The following is a 21,799-nucleotide window of genomic DNA, read 5'->3' on the forward strand; positions in this document are numbered from 1 at the left end:
ATCCTTCCCCCGCAGGACTGTCGGTGGCGCCCGCCACCATGGACGTGGAGCCACCGACGGACCGCTGAGCCCGACTCAGCACCTACTCAGCACACAGCCGACACGAAGCAGCACGGGACAAGGGAGACGGCATGACGGAGACGGTGAGCGGCGCAGCCACCAGCGGCGCAGCGGCAGGCAAGCGCCTCACGATCGAGCGGGTGTTCAGCACCGCCGGCGTGCACCCCTACGACGAGATCACCTGGGAGCGTCGCGACGTCGTCCAGACGAACTGGAAGACCGGCGCGGCCGTCTTCGAGCAGCGCGGCGTGGAGTTCCCGGACTTCTGGTCGGTCAACGCCTCGACCATCGTCACCACCAAGTACTTCCGCGGCGCCGTCGGCACCGACGCCCGCGAGACGAGCCTCAAGCAGCTCGTCGACCGGGTCGTGAAGACCTACACCAAGGCCGGCCGCGAGCACGGCTACTTCGCCACCGAGGGCGACGCCGAGGTCTTCGAGCACGAGCTCACCTGGCTCCTGGTCCACCAGTACTTCTCGTTCAACAGCCCCGTCTGGTTCAACGTCGGCACCCCGTCGCCGCAGCAGGTCTCCGCCTGCTTCATCCTCTCCGTCGACGACTCGATGGACTCGATCCTGAACTGGTACAAGGAGGAGGGCTTCATCTTCAAGGGCGGCTCCGGCGCCGGCCTGAACCTCTCCCGCATCCGCTCCTCCAAGGAGCTGCTCTCCTCCGGCGGCACCGCCTCGGGCCCCGTCTCCTTCATGCGCGGTGCCGACGCCTCCGCGGGCACCATCAAGTCCGGTGGTGCCACCCGTCGCGCGGCGAAGATGGTCGTCCTCGACGTCGACCACCCCGACATCGAGGAGTTCGTGCAGACCAAGGCGCGCGAGGAGGACAAGATCCGCGCCCTGCGCGACGCCGGGTTCGACATGGACCTCGGCGGCGCCGACATCACCTCGGTGCAGTACCAGAACGCCAACAACTCCGTCCGCGTCTCCGACGAGTTCATGCGTGCGGTCGAGGACGGCACCGAGTTCGGCCTGCGTGCCCGGATGACCGGCGAGGTCATCGAGAAGGTCGACGCCCGCGACCTGTTCCGCAAGATCGCCACCGCCGCGTGGGAGTGCGCGGACCCGGGCCTGCAGTACGACGACACGATCAACGACTGGCACACCAACCCCGAGACCGGCCGGATCACGGCGTCCAACCCGTGCTCGGAGTACATGTCGCTCGACAACTCCTCGTGCAACCTGGCGTCGCTGAACCTGCTGAAGTTCCTCAAGGACGACGACACCTTCGACGGCGAGCTCTTCGCGAAGGCCGTGGAGTTCATCATCACCGCGATGGACATCTCCATCTGCTTCGCCGACTTCCCGACCGAGGCGATCGGCCAGACCACCGTCGACTACCGCCAGCTCGGTATCGGCTACGCCAACCTCGGCGCGCTGCTGATGGCGATGGGCCTCGGCTACGACTCCGAGGGTGGCCGCTCGATGGCCGCGACCATCACCTCGCTGATGACCGGCACCTCCTACAAGCGCTCCGCCGAGCTCGCCGCGATCGTCGGCCCCTACAACGGCTACGCCCGCAACGCCGACGCCCACAAGCGCGTCATGCGCAAGCACCAGGCGGCCAACGACGCCGTCCGCACCGTCCACATCGCCGACGCCCAGGTCCACAAGCTCGCCACCAAGGCGTGGGCCGACGTCATCGCGCTGGGGGAGACCAACGGCTTCCGCAACGCTCAGGCCTCGGTGCTCGCGCCCACCGGCACCATCGGCTTCATGATGGACTGCGACACCACCGGCATCGAGCCCGACTTCTCCCTGGTGAAGTTCAAGAAGCTCGTCGGCGGCGGCTCCATGCAGATCGTCAACCAGACGATCCCGCGGGCGCTGAAGAAGCTCGGCTACCAGCCCGAGCAGGTCGAGGCGATCGTCGCCTACATCGGCGAGCACGGCCACGTCATCGACGCGCCGGGCCTCAAGACCGAGCACTACGAGGTCTTCGACACCGCGATGGGCGCCCGCGCGCTCAAGCCGATGGGCCACGTGCGGATGATGGCCGCCGCCCAGCCGTTCCTCTCGGGTGCCATCTCCAAGACCGTCAACCTGCCGGAGACGGCCACGGTCGAGGAGATCGAGGAGGTCTACCTCCAGTCGTGGAAGCTCGGCCTGAAGGCGACCGCCATCTACCGGGACAACTGCAAGGTCGGCCAGCCGCTGGCCGACGGCGGCGGCAAGGCCAAGAAGGACGCCGCCGACGCGGTGGCCGCCACCGAGGCCGCGGCGACCAAGGTCGTGGAGAAGGTCGTCTACGCCCCGACCCGCAAGCGCCTGCCGAAGTCCCGCGTCTCGCGGACCACCTCGTTCACCGTGGGTGGCGCCGAGGGCTACATGACCTCGGGTGCGCACGACGACGGCGAGCTCGGCGAGATCTTCCTCAAGCTGGGCAAGCAGGGCTCGACCCTGGCCGGCGTGATGGACGCCTTCTCGATCGCCGTCTCGATCGGTCTGCAGTACGGCGTGCCGCTGGAGACCTACGTCTCGAAGTTCACCAACCTGCGCTTCGAGCCGGCCGGCCTCACCGACGACGCGGACGTCCGGATGGCGCAGTCGATCATGGACTACATCTTCCGCCGCCTGGCCCTGGACTACCTGTCCTTCGACCAGCGCTCCGCCCTCGGCATCTACTCCGCCGAGGAGCGCCAGCGCCACCTCGAGACCGGTTCCTACGAGCCGATGGAGGAGACCGGCGGCGCCGCCGAGCTCATCGATGCCGGCCCGACGTCCCAGGCCGTCGTCGACGCCGAGGTGGCCGACGACGTCGAGGTCGAGGTCGAGACCAAGGACACCCACGGCGCCGAGGCCCGCGAGGTCCCGGCCAAGCCCGCCACCGAGGCCCACACCACGGCCGAGCTCCTGGAGAAGATCAGCGGCACCGCGATCGACTCCCCGCTCTGCTTCACCTGCGGCACCAAGATGCGCCCCGCCGGCTCCTGCTACGTCTGCGAGGGCTGCGGCAGCACCTCCGGCTGCAGCTGATAGCTAGCCGCTCGTACGACGGCCCCGACACCGCGAGGTGTCGGGGCCGTTCGTCGTTCGCACTCAAACCGATCGGTCCGCGACCGACTAGCTTCCCGAGGATGCGGCTGCCAAGCTGCGCCGCGTGGACGGGTACGTACGGCATGTCAAGGCGACCGTTCCGCCGAGTCGTACGGCGGAGTTGGCTGCGGTCGACCAATTGGCTGGTCAGTTGTTCAGACACATCGAGGGGACTCGGGACGAGCTGGCCCGCATCCACGTCCACGGGGCCAAGAGCAAGTCGATCCAAGATCACTTCGAGCAACTGCTGTGCCGAGACATCGGGTTCAGAGAAGAAGTAGTGCTGACGCCTCAGACGGGTTTGGTGACCCAAGCGCGTCCGGACTTCTTCTATCGAATCGAGGAGAGCCGGGGGATCGTTGCCGAGGTCGAGAGGGGCGGCACCATCACCAACAACCACGACCTGAAGGACCTCTGGAAGGCGCATGTGGCCCCCGACGCCCATCACCTGTTTCTCATCGTCCCGTGGAACAACTGGCGCGAGGACGGCACTCCGAGAGAGCGTCCTTTTCAGACGGTCGCGCGCCGGCTCGGGGCCTTCTTCGGAGACCCACGTCGGGAGATCGACGTGTTGAGCGCTCACGTCTTCGCATACTGACCCGTCCTGTTCTGGGCGAACGCGGGTCATCCGCGCGCCGGGCGGCTGCTGACGAGCTCCGTCCTTTTGTCCGATCGTGGTGACCGTCCGAGGGGTGAAGGCCGGGTCTGCAGTGCCGGGGCAAGATGTCGCCATGGCCGACGAGCAGCACGGACTGGTGTTCCCGAGCGACGACGAAGGTCGGCGCAGCACGACCGCGGTGGGGCGGGCGGTGGTGGCCGATGCGCTGAGCGCTGCCGACCCGGTGGGTGCCCGGGCGGCCGAGCGGGAGACGGCGTGGCGCGGGGAGTACCTGCAGTACTTCCGGCGGCTCGTCGAGGCCGGGCTCGGGGCACCCGAGGACGCGCTCGGCATCGCGCGGGCGGGGCTCGACTCGCTGCACGACCGGATGCGGGTGCTCGGCGAGGACGGCGAGGTCCCGCTGGGCGAGTGGCCGCGCGGGGATCAGCGCTTCGAGCAGGTCGAGGTGCCTGGAGCCGGAGAGCCGGTCGAGGAGCTCGTGCTGCCCTATCGTGGCGACCGGCTGCGAGGCGACGAGATCCGGCGCCAGGTCGACCGCTGGGTCGAGGCCGGCGTGGTCGAGCCGTCGGTGGTCGACGCGGTCGGCGCGGTGCTCGACAACCCCGACTGGCTCCGGCTCGAGGGGCACACCGTCGCGGTGGTCGGCGCCGCCTCGGAGATGGGTCCGCTGCAGGCGCTGACCCGGTGGGGCGCGCGGGTGGCGGCGGTCGACCTGCCCAAGGCCGGGCTCTGGGACCGCGTCGCGGACACCGCGAGCGCCGGCGCCGGCACGGTGGTGGCGCCGCGGGCAGCCGGCGGCGAGGACGGTACGCCCGGGGCGGACCTGCTCGCCGACGTACCGGCTCTGGCCGAGTGGCTGGCCGAGCAGCCGGGGACCCTGGTGGTCGGCAACTACGTGTACGCCGACGGCGCCACCAACGTCCGCGTCAGCACCGCCGTCGACGAGCTGAGCCGCCGCCTGCTGGGCAGCAGGGACGACGTCGCGCTGGCGTTCCTCGCCACGCCGACGGACGTGTTCGCGGTGCCGCGGGACGCGGTGGAGCAGGCGACCGAGCGGTACGAGACCCGGTCCCGGGCCGCCAAGACGCTCGGCCGACCCCTGCGCGCCGCATCGGGCGGACGGCTGCTGCGCCGCCCGTACGCGCCGGACTCCGACCCCGGCGTCAACGACTCGCTGGTGCCGCAGCAGGGCCCCAACTACGCGCTCGCCAAGCGGCTTCAGCGCTGGCGCGCGACGGTGGCCCGCCACGAGGGCGCGACCGTGTCGATGAACGTCGCGCCGCCGACCCGCACCCGCTCGGTGGTCAAGAACCGCGCCCTCGCCGCGGCGTACGCCGGCGCCCACCGCTTCGGCGTCGAGGTATTCGACCCTTCGACGTCGAACGTGCTGATGGCCGCGCTGCTGGTCCACGACCTGCACACCGGGGGAGGCCCGCGCCACGAGCACCCCTGGCAGGACGAGGCGTACGCCGCGGCGCACGGCGGCCTGTGGCGCACGGCCTACGCGCCGCGCAGCGCACTGGGGCTCGCGGCCGTGCTCGGGATGGGAGCGGCGCGCGGGTGAGCCGCGCCGCCGAGGAGACCAACCGGCGGCTGCTCCGGGCGCGGGACCTCATGGACCGCAGCTACGCCGAGCCGCTCGACGTGCCCACGCTGGCGCGGGTCGCGCACGTGTCGGAGTCCCACTTCATCCGCACTTTCCGCGCCGCCTTCGGGGAGACGCCGCACCGCTACCTCCAGCGCCGCCGGGTCGAGCGGGCGGCCTGGCTGCTGCGGACCACCGACCGGAGCGTGACCGAGATCTGCCTCGACGTCGGGTTCACGAGCCTCGGGACGTTCAGCCGGGTCTTCCGCGACATCATGGGCGAGACCCCGACCCAGCACCGCCGGCGCGGGCCGCTGGGGCCGGTGCCGAGCTGCTTCGCGAGGGCGTGGATGCGCCCGATCGGCTGAGCCGGCCAGCGCCCGACCAGGAGGGCGATTTCGGAGAAGCGCGCGGTCGGCGGCGGGCCCTAGGTTCGGCCGCATGATGAAACGACTGAACATCTCCGGCATCTACGTCCTCGACCAGGACCAGGCGCTCGACTTCTACGTTGGCAAGCTCGGCCTCGAGGTCGACAGCGACGTCGACCTCGGCTTCATGCGCTGGCTGACGATCCGCGTGCCCGGCGACCCGGACCGCAAGATCCTCCTCGAGCGGCCCGGCCCGCCGTCGATGGGCGAGGAGACCGCCGAGCAGGCGCGCGAGATGGTGAGCAAGGGCGCGGCCGGCGGCCACCTGTTCTTCGCCGTCGACGACGCGCACGCGACGTACGCCGAGCTGCAGGCGCGCGGCGTGGACCTCACCGAGGAGCCGACCGAGCAGGCCTACGGCATCGACTTCGGGCTGCGCGACCCCTTCGGCAACCACGTCCGGATCGCCCAGCTCAAGGAGGGCTGAGCCGAGGGCGTGGCGGCGGGCGACCTCACCCGCCGAGCAGGAAGCCGGTGAGGAACCCGGCGGCGCTGCCGAGGGCGACGAGCGGGCCGCCCTTGCCGAACGCCTCGGGCGCGAGCGTCGCGACGACCGAGGCCAGGACGGCGCCTGCGGCGAACGCGAGCGGGTAGGCGAGCGCCTCCGGCGAGGCACCGGCGAACACGAGCCGGCCCAGCACCACCGCGGCGGCGAGCAGGACGGTAGCGCCGGCCCACAGCGCCACGACCGAACGCGCGCTGCGGCCGCGGTCCTGCATCGTCCGGGCACCGGCCAGCGCCTCGGGGAAGTTGCTGACGAAGACGGCGACGAGCAGGGCGACGCTGCCGGAGCCGCTGAGCGAGACACCGAGCGCGGCGTTCTCCGGGATGCCGTCGAGGGTGACCCCGGCGAGCAGCGCCCAGCCGGCGACGGTGCCGCTGACGTACCGGTCGAGGAAGTAGTCGGCCGTGGTGAAGACCAGCGCCCCCGCCGCGAAGAGCAGCCCCGCACGCACCGGTCCGCCGTCGCGGTAGCTGGGCTCGAAGAGCTCGAAGGCCACGGACGCGATCAGCGCGCCCGCGGCGAAGGCGAGCGCAGCGGCGAGCAGGGGCTGGGGGACCCGCCAGCGGACGCCCACCAGGGCGCCGGCGGTGAGCGGCAGGGAGGCGCCGACGGCGTAGACGAGGAGGAGCAGCACGAGCGGTCGGTACCCGGGGCCGGTGCGCCTGCCCGGTCGACCGTCAGGCGTCCCGCACGTCCTCGGCCACGTCCTTGTCCCGGGCCGCACGGACGCAGGCGGCGACCAGGCGGGGGAGGTCCTGGGCGGGAACCAGGTCGGCGAGCCCGTCGGGCGAGGTGGGGAGCCCCAGGCGGTCGGCGCCCCGGGCGGCCAGGTCGTCGACGTACGGCGCGACATCGGGCCACACGCCCTGCACCTCGCGCAGGAAGATCGCCGCGCCGGCGGGGCCGATGCCCTTGAACTCCTGCAGCGCCTGCTCGATCGCAGCCGCGTCGTCGCACTTCTCGTGGAGCTTGCGCAGGTCCCCGGACCAGTCGTCGAGGACCTTGTCGGCGAGCTCGCCGAGCTGGGTGGAGGTCCGCTCGTCGTAGCGCCGGTAGCCGCTGCGGCCGAAGGCGGCGATGAGGGTACGACGCGGGGTGTCCCGGGTGCGGTCGGGTGTGGTGCAGCCGGCGTCGAGCAGCTCGCGGGCGGCGGCCACCGCGATGTCGGAGCTGATCCGCGCCGACAGCAGCAGGCTCAGCACCAGCAGCTGCCACAACGCCGCCGGCTTGTCGTCGAGGCTGATGCCGGCGTCCTCGGCGTACGTCGTGCCGTGCCGCTCGAGGAGAGCGGCGACGGTGTCGTGGTCGCGGTCGTGTCCGCGGTGAGAGCCGGCCATGCAGCGGCGGTACCCCGTCGCGGCCCGGACGCTCAGCCCGTCGCGATCACTCGATGGGGGCGGTCGGCGCGGGCGCCGACGGCACGGTCGACGGCGTGGGCGCCGGCGCCAGCGGGGTGGGCTCGACCGACGGCTCCTCGCTCGGCTCCTGGGTGGGCGCCTCCTCCGACGGCTCGCCGGTGGGCGCGGTGCCGTCGTCCGGCTCCGCCCCGTCGGAGGGGTCGCCCTGCTGGGGCGACTGGCCGGGGTCCCGGTCGCCGTCGCGGTCGCCGCCGTCCTGCTCGGAGGACGACCCGCCACCGGTGATCCGGGTGATGGAGGTGCCGCCGTCCTTGTCGGACCCGCCGGTGTAGGAGGACACGGTGCGGCCGGTGAGCGCCTCGAACGCGCTGATGACCACGACGACGACGAGGAAGAGCCCGGCGGCGGCGATGGCGATCCGCTTCCACGGCAGCCACGCCAGCCGCTCGCGCCACGGGACGGGCTCGGCCGCGTCGGGCACCTCGCCCTGGTCGAGCATGTCGGCGGCCTCGGCCAGCTGCTGCTCGGCGCGCGGCAGCCGGGAGGCGTCGTCGCGGCGGCTCGCGCGGCGTACCTCCGACTGCGCGGCGCCGACCTTGCTCAGGGCCTGTTCCTGGACTGCGGCGAGCTTCGCGCGGGAGCGGGCCAGCCCCTGGCTGTAGATCGCCGTGCCGACGGTCGCCGCGACGCTGCCCAGCGCGGCGCCCAGGAGCGTGCCGGCCGCGCCGAGGGTCGAGAGCAGCACCGCCGTCGTGATCGCAGCGAGCGCTCCGGCGATGGTCTTGAGCCAGTCGATGTCGAGCGCGGGTTCGGAGCGGGTGGTGTCGTCGTCAGCCATCTCCTTCGACGGTACCGACGACTCCGCGCCTCTCCGAACCGGCGACGGGTGAGGGACGTCACGGGCGCGGCGACTAGGTGAGAGCGGTCTTGGGTGTGACCGTGGACGGCGCTGCCGCCGGTCCAGACCGGGGCGGCGACCCATGCACCGACCTGGACCGCGCCGAGGCCCGTCACGTCGCCAGGTCTCACCGACACAGGAAGCAGAGACGGGCGCGGGAGACCCGAGCAGGACGCCCACCCCCTGGTGCACCACGCAGGGGAGCGGGCTTGGGGTGAAGCCGAGCAGCGCTCGGCCGGGCACGGCGCCCGAATCCGACAGGACCACTTCCGCAGGCGATCGCCGAGGAACGACCGTGAACCACGCCTTCACCGGCGCGCTGCTGCGCGCCCGTCTGCTGTTCGTCGCCCTGACCGCCGCGCTCACCCTGAGCCTCGCGGTCGGCGTCAGCCCCCTCTCACCCACCGCCAGCGCCGCCCCCGCCTCCAGCACGAGCGCGAGCACCGGCGACAAGGTCGACCAGCAGCCGACCGCACGGAAGAAGACCCGCAAGCACCGCCTCACCCGCGGCCAGAAGGTCCTGCGCGCCGTCCGCCGCCAGAACGGCGACGCCTACGCGTACGGCGCCGCCGGGCCGAACCGCTTCGACTGCTCGGGCCTGACCCAGTTCGTCTACCGCGTCGCCGCCGGCGAGCGGCTCCCGCACAACTCCGGCGCCCAGGTCGGCCGCACCCGCCGGATCAGCCGCGCCGCCGCCCGTCCCGGCGACCTGGTGTTCTTCCACGACGGTGGCGGTGTCTACCACGTCGCGGTGTACGCGGGCGGCAACCGCATCTGGCACGCCCCCGGCACGGGCAAGCACGTCACCCGCGCGCAGATCTGGACCCGCAGCCACTTCTTCGGCCGGGTCCGCTGACCCCCGGCTGACCTCCCGGTCGGCGTACCGGTCACCGGGACGCCGCGGCGTACCCCTCCCCTCGGGCCTCGGATGATCCGAGGCCCGAGGTGCGTCGTACGGCAGGAGGACACATGGGTGCGGATCGACCGCTGCAGGGCAGGGTGGCGCTGGTGACCGGCGCCGGCCAGGGGGTCGGGCAGGGCATCGCGCTCGCGCTGGCGTCCGAGGGCGTCTCGGTCGCGGTCCTCGGCCGGACCCCCGAGAAGCTCGAGGAGACCTGCCGGCTCGTGCGCGACCGCGGCGTCGAGGCCGAGCCGTTCGCCTGCGACGTGGGGGACCACGAGCGGCTGCCGGAGGTCGTCGACGCCGTCGCCGCCCGGTTCGGGCGGCTCGACGTGCTGGTCAACAACGCCTACGCCGGCGCGCAGGGCAGGACGCTGCTGGAGTTGAGCGACCGCGCCTTCCGCAAGGGCTTCGAGACCGGCCCGTTCGCGGCGTTCGCGTTGATGCGGGCCGCCCACCCGCACCTGAAGGCGACCGGCGACGGCTCGATCGTCAACCTGGTCACCTCCGCGATGGTGCGCTGGGACCCCACGACGTACGGCGCGTACGCCGCGGCGAAGCAGGCCCTGCGGTCGCTGACCCGCACCGCCGCCGTCGAGTGGGCGCCCGACGGGATCCGGGTGAACTCCATCGCCCCGCACGCCCTCTCGCCCGGCCTGCAATGGTGGACCGAGAACAACCCGGAGGAGGCCCAGGAGTTCATCGCCACGATCCCGATGCGCCGCATCGGCGATCCCGAGCAGGACATCGGTCGCGCGGTCGTCGCCCTCGTCGGGCCCGACCTGCGCTACCTCACCGGCGCCACCGTGCCGCTCGACGGCGGGCAGGCGTTCTTCGGATGACCACCAGGACGGACCGGATGCAGCAGATGGACATGAGCACGCTGAGCGACACCGCAGCGATCGAGCGGCTGAAGTACCGCTACCTGCGGTGCCTGGACACCAAGAGCTGGGACGGGTTCGCCGCCTGCTTCGCCGAGGACGCGACCGCCGACTACAACGGGCTGGTCTTCGACGACCCCGACTCGATCGTGGACTACATGCGCACCAACATGGGCGAGGGCGTGCTGACCCTGCACCAGGCCCACCACCCCGAGATCGACCTCGACCCCGAGGACCCCGACCGGGCCACCGGCACCTGGTACCTCCAGGACAAGGTCATCGTCGACGCCTACCGCTTCGCCCTCGAGGGCGGCGCGTTCTACACCGACACCTACGTGCGCACCGCCGACGGCTGGCGGATCCGGCACACCGGCTACCGCCGTACCTTCGAGCTCAAGCAGAACCTCGACGACCCCGCCGGCATCCGGGTCTACGGGCCCGGCAGGCCTCCCGGGCGCTGACCGGTCGGAGGTCGTTTTTGTCCGTGACCATCTCCGCGGGCGGCGACAGCACGCTGGTCCAGACCGGCGCGAACCCGCTGTAACACCTCGGACGCCAGGCGACAGGTGGAGGGTGAACAACCTTCCGGAACGTCGCCCGGCCCCGGTCCCCTGCGGGGGCTGGTCGACGGACCACCACGGAGGTCGGCCCGTCCTCGGTCCCCTGGGAGGACGTGCCGGTCCCCGACACGGAACGACGTCGGCCCGCCCTCGGTCCCCCCGGAGGGCGGGTCGACGTGTGTCCGGCCCCGGTGCCTTCTCCACAGGTCCCTGCGCCCGGTCGCCCGGTTGTCGGCGACGCCCGGCATGATCGACGCCTACGAAGCGTTGAGCAACGGTGATGCACACCGACGCCGACCGAGCGACCACCACCAGGCAGGAGGGCCCCGTGACGAGCTCACCCCTGCCCGACCTGGACGAGGAGATGGTCGGCCGCTCCTTCGACGCGGCGACGCTGGCGCGGGCGCAGTCCTACGTCGCGCAGGGCCGCGTCGAGGACGTCGTGGTGCGCTCCGACGACAGCGACGAGGTCGTGCTCTCGGCGGTCGTGCAGGGCACGGAGCCGCAGCCCTACGAGGTGGAGCTGTGCGCTGTCCGCGGAGCCGACCGGTGGGAGCTCTACAGCGACTGCACCTGCCCGGTCGGGGTCCGCTGCAAGCACGGCGCCGCGCTCGCGCTCGTCGTGAGCCGCCAGCGCGACGGCGGTGCGGCCGGGCCCGACGACGGGCCGGCGTGGAGCGATCGGCTCGAGCGCGTGCTCAGCGAGCTCGACGGCGGCACGACCGGTGGCACGACCCAGCCCCTCGGCCTGGAGGTCTCCCTCGAGCGGCCGGGGGAGGGTGGATCGGCCCACCGCAGGGCGCCGTCGTGGCAGGTGCAGGCCCGCCGGCCCTCGCTGCGGCTGCGGCCGCTGGGCAAGGGGGCCCGGGGGACATGGGTACGCCGCGGCGTCGGCTGGGACGACCTGACCAAGGTCTCCTACACGCGCACCTACGACCCCGACCAGCTCGCCCCGCTGCTCGAGCTCGCGGCCGCCCGCCGCTCGCCGCACTTCTACGGCTCGGGCGAGTCCCCGCTCGACGACTTCGGGCCGGGGCTCTGGGCGATGCTCGAGCGCGCCGTCGCCACCGGCGTCCAGCTCGTCGGCGGGGACGAGATCGGCTCGGTGACCCTGCTCGGGCGGCCGCTGTCACTCACGGCGGAGCTGCGTTCCGAGGGCGCTGCGGGTGACGACTCCTCGCCGGCCGAGCTGACCGTCGGCGTCTGGCACGCCGACCGCTGGTGGAGCAAGGACGAGCTCCTCGTCGTCGGGCGCCGCGGGCACGGCATCGGGCTGCTCGACGAGAAGACCGGCGACCTCGTGCTCGCCCCGCTCGACCGGTTGGTCCCCGAGGCCGTCCGGCGACTGCTGGAGACGCCTGACCCGCTGCGGATCCCCGCGACCCAGGGCTCGGTCTTCGTCGAGACCCACCTCCCGCGGCTGCGCCGGCACCTGCCGGTCGCCTCGACCGACGGCTCGGTGCCGCTGCCCCAGGAGGAGCCGCCCGCGCTGGTGCTCACCATCGCCTGGAAGGGGCCCGGCACCGCGGAGGTCTCCTGGGACTGGCGCTACCGCACCGGCGAGGAGGAACGGCGGGTCGCGCTGGACCCGTCCGCGTCCGCCGCCGTCCGCCGTCCCGAGCTGGAGCGTGCCCACCTGGCCCGCCTGGAGCTCGGCGGGACCGCCGACGAGCTGCTGCGGGCCGAGGACGGCACGCTGCTCGGCCGTCACGAGGTGCGCGGCAGCCGGCTGCTCACCCTCGTCGGCGAGGTGCTTCCCCGCCTGCGGGAGGACCCGCTCGTCGAGGTGGAGGACGTCGGCGTCCAGCCCGTCCACCGCGCCGCCGAGGCGGAGCCGGAGATCCGCTTCGAGCTCGACGAGAAGGGCGCCGGCGAGGGACGGGTCGACTGGCTCAGCCTGCGGGTCGTCATCGACGTCGACGGCGAGGAGGTCCCGCTCTCCTACCTGATCGAGGCGCTCACCGACACGCTGCGCCACGACGAGGACCTGGTGTTCCTCCCCAGCGGCCGGCACCTGCCCGCCGCGCACCCCGCGCTCACCCGGCTCGCGGAGGCCGTCCGCGCCGCCGAGGAGCTGGCCGAGCGCCAGGACCGCGACCGGATCGAGGTCGGCGCGGGCGACCTCGGCCTGTGGGGCGAGCTCGCGGAGATCGGCGTCGTCGACCGGCAGGCGGCCCAGTGGGTGGAGGCCGCCCAGGCGCTGCGCGGCCTGACCACCCTGCCCCAGGTGGACCCGCCGGGGATGGCGAGCACGCTGCGGGAGTACCAGCTCGAGGGGTTCCGCTGGCTGGCCTTCCTCCACGACGCCGGCCTCGGCGGGATCCTCGCCGACGACATGGGCCTGGGCAAGACGCTGCAGACCCTCGCCCTGATCAGCCACGCCCGGTCCCGCGGGGCCGGCCCCTTCCTCGTCGTCGCCCCCACCAGCGTCGTCCCCGGCTGGGTGCGCGAGGCGGCCACGCACACGCCCGGGCTCGACGTCCGGGCGGTCACCTCGGGGCGGCGGCGCCGCGGGACGAGCCTCGCCGAGACGGTCGCCGGCGCGGACGTCGTCGTCACGACGTACACGCTGCTGCGCCTGGAGTCGGCCGAGTACGCCGCGCTCCCGTGGGGCGGCATGGTCCTCGACGAGGCGCAGCAGGTCAAGAACCACCAGGGCAAGACCTACCAGGCGGTCCGGCTCGTCGACGCGCCGTTCCGGCTGGCCCTGACCGGCACCCCGTTCGAGAACCGGCTGATGGAGCTGTGGTCCCTGCTCTCCATCGTCGCGCCCGGCCTCTACCCGTGGCCGCGCAAGTTCGCCGAGCTGGTCGCGAACCCGGTGGAGAAGCAGGGCGACGAGGGCGCGCTGCGCCGCTTCCGCACCCGCATCCGCCCCTTCCTGCTGCGCCGCACCAAGGAGCTGGTGGCGGCCGACCTGCCGCCCAAGCAGGAGCAGGTGCTCGACGTCGCCCTGGGCGCCAAGCACCGCAAGGTGTACGACGCGCACCTGCAGCGCGAGCGGCAGCACATCCTGGGCCTGATCGCCGAGGACTTCGCGGCCAACCGGGTGGCGATCTTCAGCTCGCTCACCAAGCTGCGCCAGCTGAGCCTCGACCCGGCGCTGGTCGACCCCGAGCTGGACGCGGTCGGCTCGGCCAAGATCGACCTGCTCGTCGACCACCTGCGCGAGCTCGCCGACGAGGGCCACCGGGCGCTGGTCTTCAGCCAGTTCACGAGCTTCCTGGCCCGGGTGCGCAGCCGCCTGGACGCGGAGGGCCTCGGCCACGTCTACCTCGACGGCCGGACCCGCGACCGCGACGCGGTGATCGAGGAGTTCCGGCAGGGCAGCGCGCCGGCGTTCCTCATCAGCCTCAAGGCCGGCGGTGTCGGGCTCACGCTCACCGAGGCGACGTACGTCTTCGTCCTCGACCCGTGGTGGAACCCCGCCACCGAGGCGCAGGCCGTCGACCGGGCCCACCGGATCGGCCAGCACCAGCCGGTGACGGTCTACCGGCTGGTCGCCAGCGACACCATCGAGGAGAAGGTGATGGAGCTGAAGTCGCGCAAGGCCGCGCTGTTCGCGCAGGTCGTGGACGGCGACGGCGCCATGTCCGGGGCGGTCACCGCCGAGGACGTCCGGGCCCTGCTCGGCGACTGAGCCCCGGACCGGCGGGCCGGCGGTCGCGGGTCAGCGGTCGACGACCTCGCGCCGGTCGTCGGGCAGCCGGCGGGTGCGGCCGGTGCGGTCCAGGTGCTCGAGCAGGGGCAGCACCACCCGGCGCGACGTGCCCAGCCGCTGTCGTGCCTCGCTGGTGGTGAACGGCTGGGGCAGCTCGCGCAGCCGCTCGACGGCGGCGGCGTCGGCGCCGGGGAGCAGCACGACGTTCGGGGCGAGCCGGAGCAGGCGGCCGGCCTTCGCCGCGGCGGCGGTACGCCGCGCGTCGAGGCCGAGCGCGGCCAGCCGGTCGGCGGGCGGTGCGGCGAAGGGGTCCTCGGCGAGGTCGGCGGCGAGGTCGGCGAGCGCCCGCTCCAGCTCGGCCGGCAGGCCGGGAGCGGCGGCACCGGTGACCACCCGCCCGCCGGCCACCAGCGGTGCGACCGCCGCGACCACGGCGGCGGGGACCCCGAGCCGCTCGGCGACGGCGGGCACCGGGACGCCCCGGTCGAGCGGGTGGGCGGCGTCGTGGCGGCGCACCAGCTCGACCACCTCGCGGGCGAGCGCCGCCGCGCGCGCCGCCGAGACCAGGGTGCCGTCGGCCTCGACCGCGCCGGCGGGCAGGGGAGCGGTGGGGACGCCCAGGCGGTCCAGCAGCCCGACGGCCACGAGCCCGCGCCGCTCCAGCTCGCCGGCCAGGTCGGGTGCGGGGGCGACCTCGCCCAGCACGCGGGCCCGGGCGGCCGCGGCGCCGCGGCGGTCCAGCGGCGGCGGCTCGGGATCCAGCACCCGCACGCCCCAGACCCGGCGCGAGCCCGGGTCGCGGAGCAGCGCCCGGTCACCGACCCGGAACGGCACCGCGCGTGGCAGCGAGAGCCGCACGAGCGCGCCGTCGTCCCCGGCCAGGGGACGGGCCCGCACCGCGAACGACGCGGCGCCCACGTGCAGCACCGGCCGCTCCGGCATCCGTCCCTCGCCCGCGACCCGGACGTCGACGACCGTCGAGGGGTGGAAGGCACCGGGGGTCACCAGCACGCTGTCGCGGTCGATGCGGTCCAGGCCGTCCCCGCTGAGGTTGAGCGCCACGCGCGCCACGCCCGCGGCCGCGTCGACCCCGGCGCCGAGGGACTGGACGCCCCGCACGCGGACCGGCCCGCTCGGCCCGTCGGGCCACAGGTCGAGCACGTCGCCGCGACGCACCGTCCCCGCCGGCAGGGTGCCGGTCACCACCGTCCCGGCACCGGTGATGGTGAAGCGCCGGTCGACCCACAGCCGCACGTCGGCGGCCGGGTCGGGAGCCGGGAGCGCCCGCACGAGCGTGGCGAGGTGCCCCCGCAGCTCGTCGAGCCCGGCGCCGGTGCGCGCGCTGACCGCCACCACGGGTGCGCCGGCGAGCGTCGTGCGGTCGACCTCCGCGCGGGCACGCTCGACCATCGGTGCGGGGTCGGCCAGGTCGGCGCGCGTCACGGCGACGACGCCGTGCGCGACGCCCAGGGCGTCGAGGGCGGCGAGGTGCTCGGCGGCCTGCGGCATCCACGGGTCGTCGGCCGCGACGACCAGGAGCGCTGCGGGGACCGGGCCGATGCCGGCCAGCATGGTGGTGACGAACCGTTCGTGGCCCGGGACGTCGACGAACGCGACGTCCTCCCCGCCGAGGTCGGTCCAGGCGTAGCCGAGCTGGATGGACAGCCCGCGCGAGCGCTCCTCGGCGAGCCGGTCGGGCTCCATCCCGGTCAGGGCGTGGACGAGGGTGGACTTGCCGTGGTCGACGTGACCGGCCGTGGCGACGACGTGCACGCCGTCAGCCCGCCACGCGGCGTACGGCGGCGGCGAGCTGCTCGTCGTCGGCCGGGTCGACCGCGACGAGGTCGAGCAGGAGCCGGCCGCGCTCGACGCGCCCCACGACCGGCAGGGTGGCGTCGCGCCGCAGCGGCTCGGCCAGCGCGGCGGGCAGCGCGACGGCGGCCGAGGGCAGCTCGACCCCGGGCGCTCCGCCGCCGCCGACGGCGGCCGTCGAGTCCACCGCCTCCGCGCGGCCGCCGGGCACCTCGCCGATCGCGGCGGCCAGCGCCGCCGCACGCGCACGCAGGGCGGCCGGGTCGGAGGCCAGCGCGGCAGCGACCGGCGGGACCGGTCCCGTCAGCGTCGCCTCGAGCGCCGCCAGGGTCAGCTTGTCGACCCGCAGGGCCCGCGCGAACGGGTGCCGCCGCAGCGACTCCACCAAGTCCGCCCGCCCCAGCAGCAGCCCGGCCTGCGGACCGCCGAGCAGCTTGTCGCCGGAGGCGGTGACCAGGTCCGCGCCCTCCCGCAGCGCGGTGGCCGCGCTGGGCTCGTCCGGCAGCCGCGGGTGCGGCGCGAGCAGCCCCGAGCCGATGTCCACGACCACCGGCACGTGCAGGGTCGCCAGCTCCCGGACGCCCACGGAGGAGGTGAAGCCGGTGACGAGGAAGTTCGACGGGTGCACCTTGAGCACGAAGGCCACGTCGTCGTCGACCGCCGCCTCGTAGTCGGCCAGCCGCACCCGGTTGGTCGTCCCGACCTCCCGCAGCCGGGCGCCGACCGACTCCAGCAGCTCGGGGATCCGGAACCCGTCGCCGATCTCGACCAGCTCGCCGCGGGCGATGACGACGTCGCGGTCCATCGCCAGCGCGCACGTCACCAGGGCCAGCGCGGCGGCGCCGTTGTTGACCACGTGCACGCCGCCCGCGTCCGGCACCGCCGCGGCGAGCGCCGCCGTCGCGGAGCGACCGCGCCGTCCACGCCGCCCCGTGGCGAGGTCCAGCTCGACGTCGGTGGCGCCCGCGGCGACGGCCAGCGCGGCCACGGCCGCGCCGGAGAGCGGCGCCCGGCCGAGGTTGGTGTGCACCACGACGCCGGTGGCGTTGAGGACGCGCCGCAGGGCGGTGGCGTGCGCCGGCAGCGCCGCGTGCGCGGCGGCCGCGACGTCCTCGGGCGTGACCTCGCCGGCGCGGCACCGCTCCAGGGCCCCGGCGACGACCCGCTTGACGATCGTGTCGCCCAGCCGCTCCCGCGCCTCGGCGAGCAGCGGGTCGGCCAGGACGACGTCGGTGCGCGGCGTACGTCGTCGCGGGTCCTCGCTGTGCACCTGCTCAGCATGCCCGAGCGGCCCGAACACCCGACCGGGTGAGGCCGTGCCCGGCCCCGGCCGTCGCCCGCCTCCCCAAGTCGGGGGAACTTCTGGTGCCGACCGCCGGGACGACCGGTGCGGGAGGCGCAGGCTGACGACCTCCCCTGAACCGAAGGCAGGTCCTCGTGAACAGACGAATCCTCGCCGTCGCAGCCGCACTCGCCCTGTCGTGCGGCCTCCTCGGCACCTCGAACCTCGCGACAGCAGACGTCCCCGGCGGCACGGTCGTGCGCACCACGCCCGCCGGCGCGACCCCCCACGTGCTCGACGGCAAGGTCCTCGCCGTCGTCCGCGTCGGCTCCCACATCGTCCTCGGCGGCAGCTTCACCCGCGTCCGCAACGAGGGCACCAGCGTCGAGGTCGTCCGCAACGGCCTGGTCGCCCTCGACGCCTACACCGGCAAGGTCAGCACGACGTTCAACCCCAACCCGGGGACGAGCGTCACCTCGCTGCTGCCGGCCCCCGACGGCCAGAGCGTGTACGTCGGCGGCGGGTTCTCCACGATCGGCGGTGTCAGCCGCTCGCGGGTCGCCCAGGTCCGCGTGTCCGACGGGGCGGTCGTGTCGACCTTCAACGCGGGCACGATCAACGGCAACGTCCGCGACCTCGCGCTGCGCGGCGGGCGGCTCTGGGTCGCGGGTGCCTTCACCCACGTGGCGGGCCGGTCCCAGCCGGCGCTGGCGACCCTCGACCCCACGACCGGCGCGTTCTCGCCGTACATGGGGCTGCGCATCGCCGGCACCCACCGCGGCACCGGCGTGACCCAGGTGCTGAAGATGGACACGACGCCCGACGGCTCGCGGCTCGTCGCGATCGGGAACTTCGACACCCTCCAGGGCGTCCAGAACCACCAGCTGCTGGTGCTCGACACGTCGGGCACGAGCGCCCAGCCCGCTCCGTTCCGCACCGGGTTCTACCTGACGCCGTGCTCGTCGGCCTTCGACAGCTACATGCGCGACGTCAGCATCTCCGACGACGGCTCCTTCTTCGTCGTCTCGACCACCGGGGCGTACGGCGGGTCGACCGCGGCGTGCGACACCACCGCCCGGTTCGAGACCTTCACGGCGTCGACCGACGTGAAGCCGTCGTGGATCAACCACACCGGCGGCGACACGACGTACGGCGTCGAGGTCACCCCTGCCGCGGTGTACGTCGGCGGGCACCAGCGCTGGCAGAACAACCCGTTCGCCGCCGACCGTGCCGGCCCCGGGGCGGTCGCCCGGGAGGGCATCGCCGCGCTCGACCCGGTCAACGGCCTGCCGCTGAGCTGGAACCCGGGGCGGGACAAGGGCGTCGGCGTCTTCGACTTCACCTTCGACGACCGCGGGCTCTGGGTCGCCTCCGACACCACCCGCCTCGCCGGCCAGCTCAAGAGCCGGATCGCCCTGCTGCTCAAGGACGGCGCCACGCGGCCCGACATCCGCACGCCGCTCCTGCCGAACGACGTCTACACCGGTGGGTCGCTCGCGGCGCCCCTCGGCCTCCTCAAGCGCCGGTACGACGGCGCCACGGCCGGGGCCGTGCAGGACCCGCCCGACGGCGGCATCGACTGGTCGGCGGTCCGCGGGGCCTTCATGGTCAACGGGGCGCTCTACCTCGGCCACGCCGACGGGTCCTTCACCCGCCGTGCGTTCACAGGCACGACGTACGGCAGCGCCCAGGTGGTCGACACCTCCGACCGGATCGTCGCGCTGGCGGCCTGGCACGACGAGGTCCGGACGATGACCGGGATGTTCCTCGACGACAACCGCGTCTACTTCACCCTCGCCGGCGACCCCCGCCTCCACTACCGCTACTTCACCCCGGAGAGCGGCGTCGTCGGGGCGCAGCGGTACGTCGCCAGCACCGGCGTGGCCGGCGTCGACCTGACCCAGGCGAGGGGGATGTTCCTCGCCGGCTCCCAGGTGTACGTCGCCACCGCGGCCGGCAACCTCGTGCGGGTCGGTTGGCAGCGCGGCGGTGCCTCGGGCCGGCTCGTCGCGGGGACCGCCCAGACGGTCTCGGGCCCGGCCCGCGGCGACGGCCAGGTGTGGGGCGGTCGGGCGATGTTCCTGTTCCAGAGCACCTCCGGCGGCGGCGCCTGAGGCCTCCGGGAAGCCGAACGCCCGGCCGGGTGACCCGGCCGGGCGTTCGTGCGTCGTGCTGGTGGAGCGTGCCCGGAGGGCGGGGGTCACTTCTTGACGGTGACGGTGACCTTGCCCTTGGCGGACTCGACGCTCGGGTTGCTGCCGTACTTGAGCGTGATCTTGTTCTTGCCGACCGGGAGCTTGGCGAGCTTCAGCGTGGCCTTGCCGTTCTTCACGGTGGCGGTGCCGACCTTCTTGCTGCCCTTGGTCGCGACGACCTTGCCGCCGGTGACCGCGCCGCCGGAGGCGTTGACGGTGACCTTGACGGTCGCCTTCTTGCCCTTCTTGACGGTCACGTTCTTGCCGACGACCTTGGTGTCGGTCTGCTTGAGGAAGGTGATCGAGTCGAGCGTCGCGGGCGTGGCGCCCGAGGCGATCGCGCAGTTCAGCGTGGCGGAGTCGGTCTCGCCCTGCTTCGTGGTCAGGTTGAACTTGGTCGGCAGCACGACGTTCGTGGCGCCCGGCTTCGGGGTGAGGAACGAGCCGTTCTTGCCCGAGCCGTTCCAGGTGGTCGTGCCACCGGTCGTCGTGAACTTGCCGTCCAGCGGGACCGGAGCGGTCGCGGAGCCGACCTTGAAGCCGAAGTCGCGCGACTCCGCGCCGTCGACGCCGGCGGCGGCGAGCAGGCCCGCGGCGTCGGCCGGGACGGTGGCGGTCGCGGTGACGTTGAGCAGGCCGGCCGGGACGGTCGCGCCGGCCCAGTACTGGTCGACCGGCAGGTCGCCGGTCACCGTCAGCGGGAACGTCCCGGTGTAGAGACCGGGGATGCTGCAGGTGTAGTCGCTGGTCACGGTCGCGGCGTTCGCCGAGGTGGCGGTGGCGCCCACGAGGGCGGTGCCGGCGACGGCGACGGAGGTGGCGGCGACGGCGAGGCGACGAGCGGTGCGGTTGAGCTGCATGAAGTGGATCCCTCCCAGGAACATCAGGGGCTACTGCGCAGTAGCGCGTCCTGATCGTAGACGGCCAGCGTGAAGCACGTCACTCGGACCGCCAAAATGCCTGGCGGGCCCACTCCCTCAGGCCTGGGCCAGCAGGGCGCGCGTCTCCTCGGCGCCCGCCTCGGCGCCGTACGCCGGTCGGTCGCGGTCGAAGCGGCGCCCCTCGACCAGCGGACCGGCGTCCACCACGTCGAACCCGAAGCTGTCCACGAGGTCGGCGACCACCTGCTTGGCCTCGGCGTCGTCGCCGGCGATCGGGATGGCGCGCCGGGCCGGGTCGCCGGCGGGACGTGCCGCGTCGACGATGTGCGCGGCCTGGATGGCGTTGAAGGCCTTGACCACCTTCGAGGTGGGCAGGTGCGCGGCGAGCCGCTCGCTCGGCGAGGTCTCCCCGGCATCGATCGCCTCGTCGTGCCCGTCGCGCTCGAAGTAGTAGTTGTTCGTGTCGATCACGACCTTGCCGGCGAGCGGCTCGACCGGGACCTCGCGGTAGGCCTTGAACGGGATCGTGACGACGACCAGGTCGCCCGCCTCCGCCGCCTCCTGCGCCGTCGCCGCCCGCGCCCGGGGTCCCAGCTCGGCGACGAGGTCGCCGAGGGTCTCCGGTCCGCGGGAGTTGCTGAGGACGACGTCGTGCCCCTGCGCGACCGCCTGCCGTGCGATCGCCGAGCCGATGAGTCCGCTGCCGATGAGTCCGATGGTGGTCATGGGAGGGCCAGCGTCGGTGGCGGTGGATCTGTTCCCGGCCGGTGCTGCGTCGGCGGGGGAGGGGGTGCCGGGGAGGGTTGTTGGCGGAGGCGGACGGGAATCGAACCCGCCTGACCGAGATGCTCGGCCACTACGGTTTTGAGGACCGCGCCCGTCACCAGACGAGGAACGCCTCCGGGTCGATCCTAGGCGCAGGCCCCACCGGCCGTCGCGCTGGCGGTCCCGGGGCGGACCCCTCAGGGGAAACCGGCACTTCACAGGGGTTGCATCACCCGAGAAGCGCCGGAATCCCCGGGGGGCCGGGGCCAAGGTGCGCGCCAACCCGGCGTCGTACGACGACCACTACAGCCAGGTCCGCCAGTTCTGGCTGAGCATGACGCCGGTCGAGAAGGAGCACATC

Annotated in this window: 17 protein-coding genes and 1 tRNA gene; 10 read left to right on the top strand and 8 right to left on the bottom strand. The window is 73.6% G+C overall.

Annotation, left to right across the window (positions count from 1 at the left end):
* Positions 1–131 precede the first annotated feature (131 nt).
* The 5 genes from AB0N29_RS11655 to AB0N29_RS11675 all read left to right on the top strand — a co-directional run bounded on the left by AB0N29_RS11655 (position 132) and on the right by AB0N29_RS11675 (position 6,166).
* Positions 132–3,047 carry a vitamin B12-dependent ribonucleotide reductase gene (locus AB0N29_RS11655; RefSeq protein ID WP_364866802.1) on the top strand — a complete coding sequence of 972 codons (2,916 nt, stop codon included), beginning with the start codon at positions 132–134 and terminating at the stop codon, positions 3,045–3,047.
* A gap of 124 nt (positions 3,048–3,171) precedes the next feature.
* Entirely contained in the window at positions 3,172–3,705 is a 534-nt protein-coding gene (locus tag AB0N29_RS11660; protein WP_364866804.1) for a hypothetical protein, read from the top strand.
* Between the two features lie 133 nt (positions 3,706–3,838).
* The gene (locus tag AB0N29_RS11665) at positions 3,839–5,290 is read left to right on the top strand and encodes a hypothetical protein (RefSeq protein WP_364866806.1); all 1,452 of its coding nucleotides are present in this window, start codon (positions 3,839–3,841) and stop codon (positions 5,288–5,290) included.
* Positions 5,287–5,679 carry an AraC family transcriptional regulator gene (locus AB0N29_RS11670; protein ID WP_302269739.1) on the top strand — a complete coding sequence of 131 codons (393 nt, stop codon included), beginning with the start codon at positions 5,287–5,289 and terminating at the stop codon, positions 5,677–5,679. Before AB0N29_RS11665 ends, AB0N29_RS11670 begins: the two co-directional genes overlap by 4 nt.
* A 73-nt stretch (positions 5,680–5,752) precedes the next feature.
* Entirely contained in the window at positions 5,753–6,166 is a 414-nt protein-coding gene (locus AB0N29_RS11675; RefSeq protein WP_364866809.1) for a VOC family protein, read from the top strand.
* A gap of 25 nt (positions 6,167–6,191) precedes the next feature.
* Here the strand turns inward: AB0N29_RS11675 and AB0N29_RS11680 are convergent, their stop codons facing one another.
* Genes AB0N29_RS11680 through AB0N29_RS11690 form a run of 3 tightly spaced genes read right to left on the bottom strand, consistent with a single transcriptional unit; the run spans position 6,192 to position 8,440 of the window.
* Entirely contained in the window at positions 6,192–6,878 is a 687-nt protein-coding gene (locus AB0N29_RS11680) for a hypothetical protein (RefSeq protein WP_302269741.1), read from the bottom strand.
* Between the two features lie 43 nt (positions 6,879–6,921).
* A complete protein-coding gene (locus tag AB0N29_RS11685) occupies positions 6,922–7,581 on the bottom strand; it encodes an endonuclease (RefSeq protein WP_302269742.1) in 660 nt (219 codons plus the stop codon).
* Between the two features lie 46 nt (positions 7,582–7,627).
* Positions 7,628–8,440 (bottom strand): hypothetical protein, encoded by an 813-nt coding sequence (locus AB0N29_RS11690; protein WP_364866812.1) that lies wholly within the window; start codon positions 8,438–8,440, stop codon positions 7,628–7,630.
* A gap of 355 nt (positions 8,441–8,795) precedes the next feature.
* On the opposite strand from AB0N29_RS11690, the gene AB0N29_RS11695 reads away from it, so the two are divergent.
* From AB0N29_RS11695 to AB0N29_RS11710, 4 genes are all read left to right on the top strand, one after another.
* On the top strand, positions 8,796–9,356 hold the full coding sequence (locus tag AB0N29_RS11695; protein WP_364866814.1) for an NlpC/P60 family protein: 561 nt from the start codon (positions 8,796–8,798) through the stop codon (positions 9,354–9,356).
* Between the two features lie 113 nt (positions 9,357–9,469).
* Positions 9,470–10,243: an SDR family oxidoreductase gene (locus AB0N29_RS11700; RefSeq protein WP_302269745.1), complete on the top strand. Its 774-nt coding sequence runs from the start codon at positions 9,470–9,472 to the stop codon at positions 10,241–10,243.
* On the top strand, positions 10,240–10,743 hold the full coding sequence (locus AB0N29_RS11705; RefSeq protein WP_364866816.1) for a nuclear transport factor 2 family protein: 504 nt from the start codon (positions 10,240–10,242) through the stop codon (positions 10,741–10,743). The genes AB0N29_RS11700 and AB0N29_RS11705 overlap by 4 nt, the downstream gene beginning before the upstream one ends.
* A gap of 427 nt (positions 10,744–11,170) precedes the next feature.
* Complete coding sequence (locus AB0N29_RS11710; protein ID WP_364866819.1) at positions 11,171–14,482, top strand: DEAD/DEAH box helicase; 3,312 nt, start codon at positions 11,171–11,173, stop codon at positions 14,480–14,482.
* Positions 14,483–14,512: 30 nt separating this feature from the next.
* Here the strand turns inward: AB0N29_RS11710 and selB are convergent, their stop codons facing one another.
* Together selB and selA are read right to left on the bottom strand one after the other, a co-directional pair.
* Positions 14,513–16,276: a selenocysteine-specific translation elongation factor gene (gene selB / locus AB0N29_RS11715; protein ID WP_364866821.1), complete on the bottom strand. Its 1,764-nt coding sequence runs from the start codon at positions 16,274–16,276 to the stop codon at positions 14,513–14,515.
* Positions 16,277–16,280: 4 nt separating this feature from the next.
* A complete protein-coding gene (selA, locus tag AB0N29_RS11720; protein ID WP_364866823.1) occupies positions 16,281–17,585 on the bottom strand; it encodes an L-seryl-tRNA(Sec) selenium transferase in 1,305 nt (434 codons plus the stop codon).
* A 167-nt stretch (positions 17,586–17,752) separates the two neighbouring features.
* On the opposite strand from selA, the gene AB0N29_RS11725 reads away from it, so the two are divergent.
* The gene (locus AB0N29_RS11725; RefSeq protein ID WP_364866826.1) at positions 17,753–19,711 is read left to right on the top strand and encodes a hypothetical protein; all 1,959 of its coding nucleotides are present in this window, start codon (positions 17,753–17,755) and stop codon (positions 19,709–19,711) included.
* An 86-nt stretch (positions 19,712–19,797) separates the two neighbouring features.
* On the opposite strand, the gene AB0N29_RS11730 is transcribed toward AB0N29_RS11725, so the two are convergent.
* The 3 genes from AB0N29_RS11730 to AB0N29_RS11740 form a co-directional block, all read right to left on the bottom strand.
* The gene (locus tag AB0N29_RS11730) at positions 19,798–20,676 is read right to left on the bottom strand and encodes an Ig-like domain-containing protein (RefSeq protein WP_302269753.1); all 879 of its coding nucleotides are present in this window, start codon (positions 20,674–20,676) and stop codon (positions 19,798–19,800) included.
* Between the two features lie 93 nt (positions 20,677–20,769).
* The gene (locus AB0N29_RS11735) at positions 20,770–21,399 is read right to left on the bottom strand and encodes an NADPH-dependent F420 reductase (RefSeq protein WP_302269755.1); all 630 of its coding nucleotides are present in this window, start codon (positions 21,397–21,399) and stop codon (positions 20,770–20,772) included.
* Positions 21,400–21,480: 81 nt separating this feature from the next.
* Positions 21,481–21,575: transfer RNA gene (locus tag AB0N29_RS11740), tRNA-Sec, on the bottom strand.
* Positions 21,576–21,799: the final 224 nt, after the last annotated feature.

The organism is Nocardioides sp. NPDC092400, assembly GCF_040684155.1.
In the GTDB taxonomy this organism is placed as follows: domain Bacteria; phylum Actinomycetota; class Actinomycetes; order Propionibacteriales; family Nocardioidaceae; genus Nocardioides.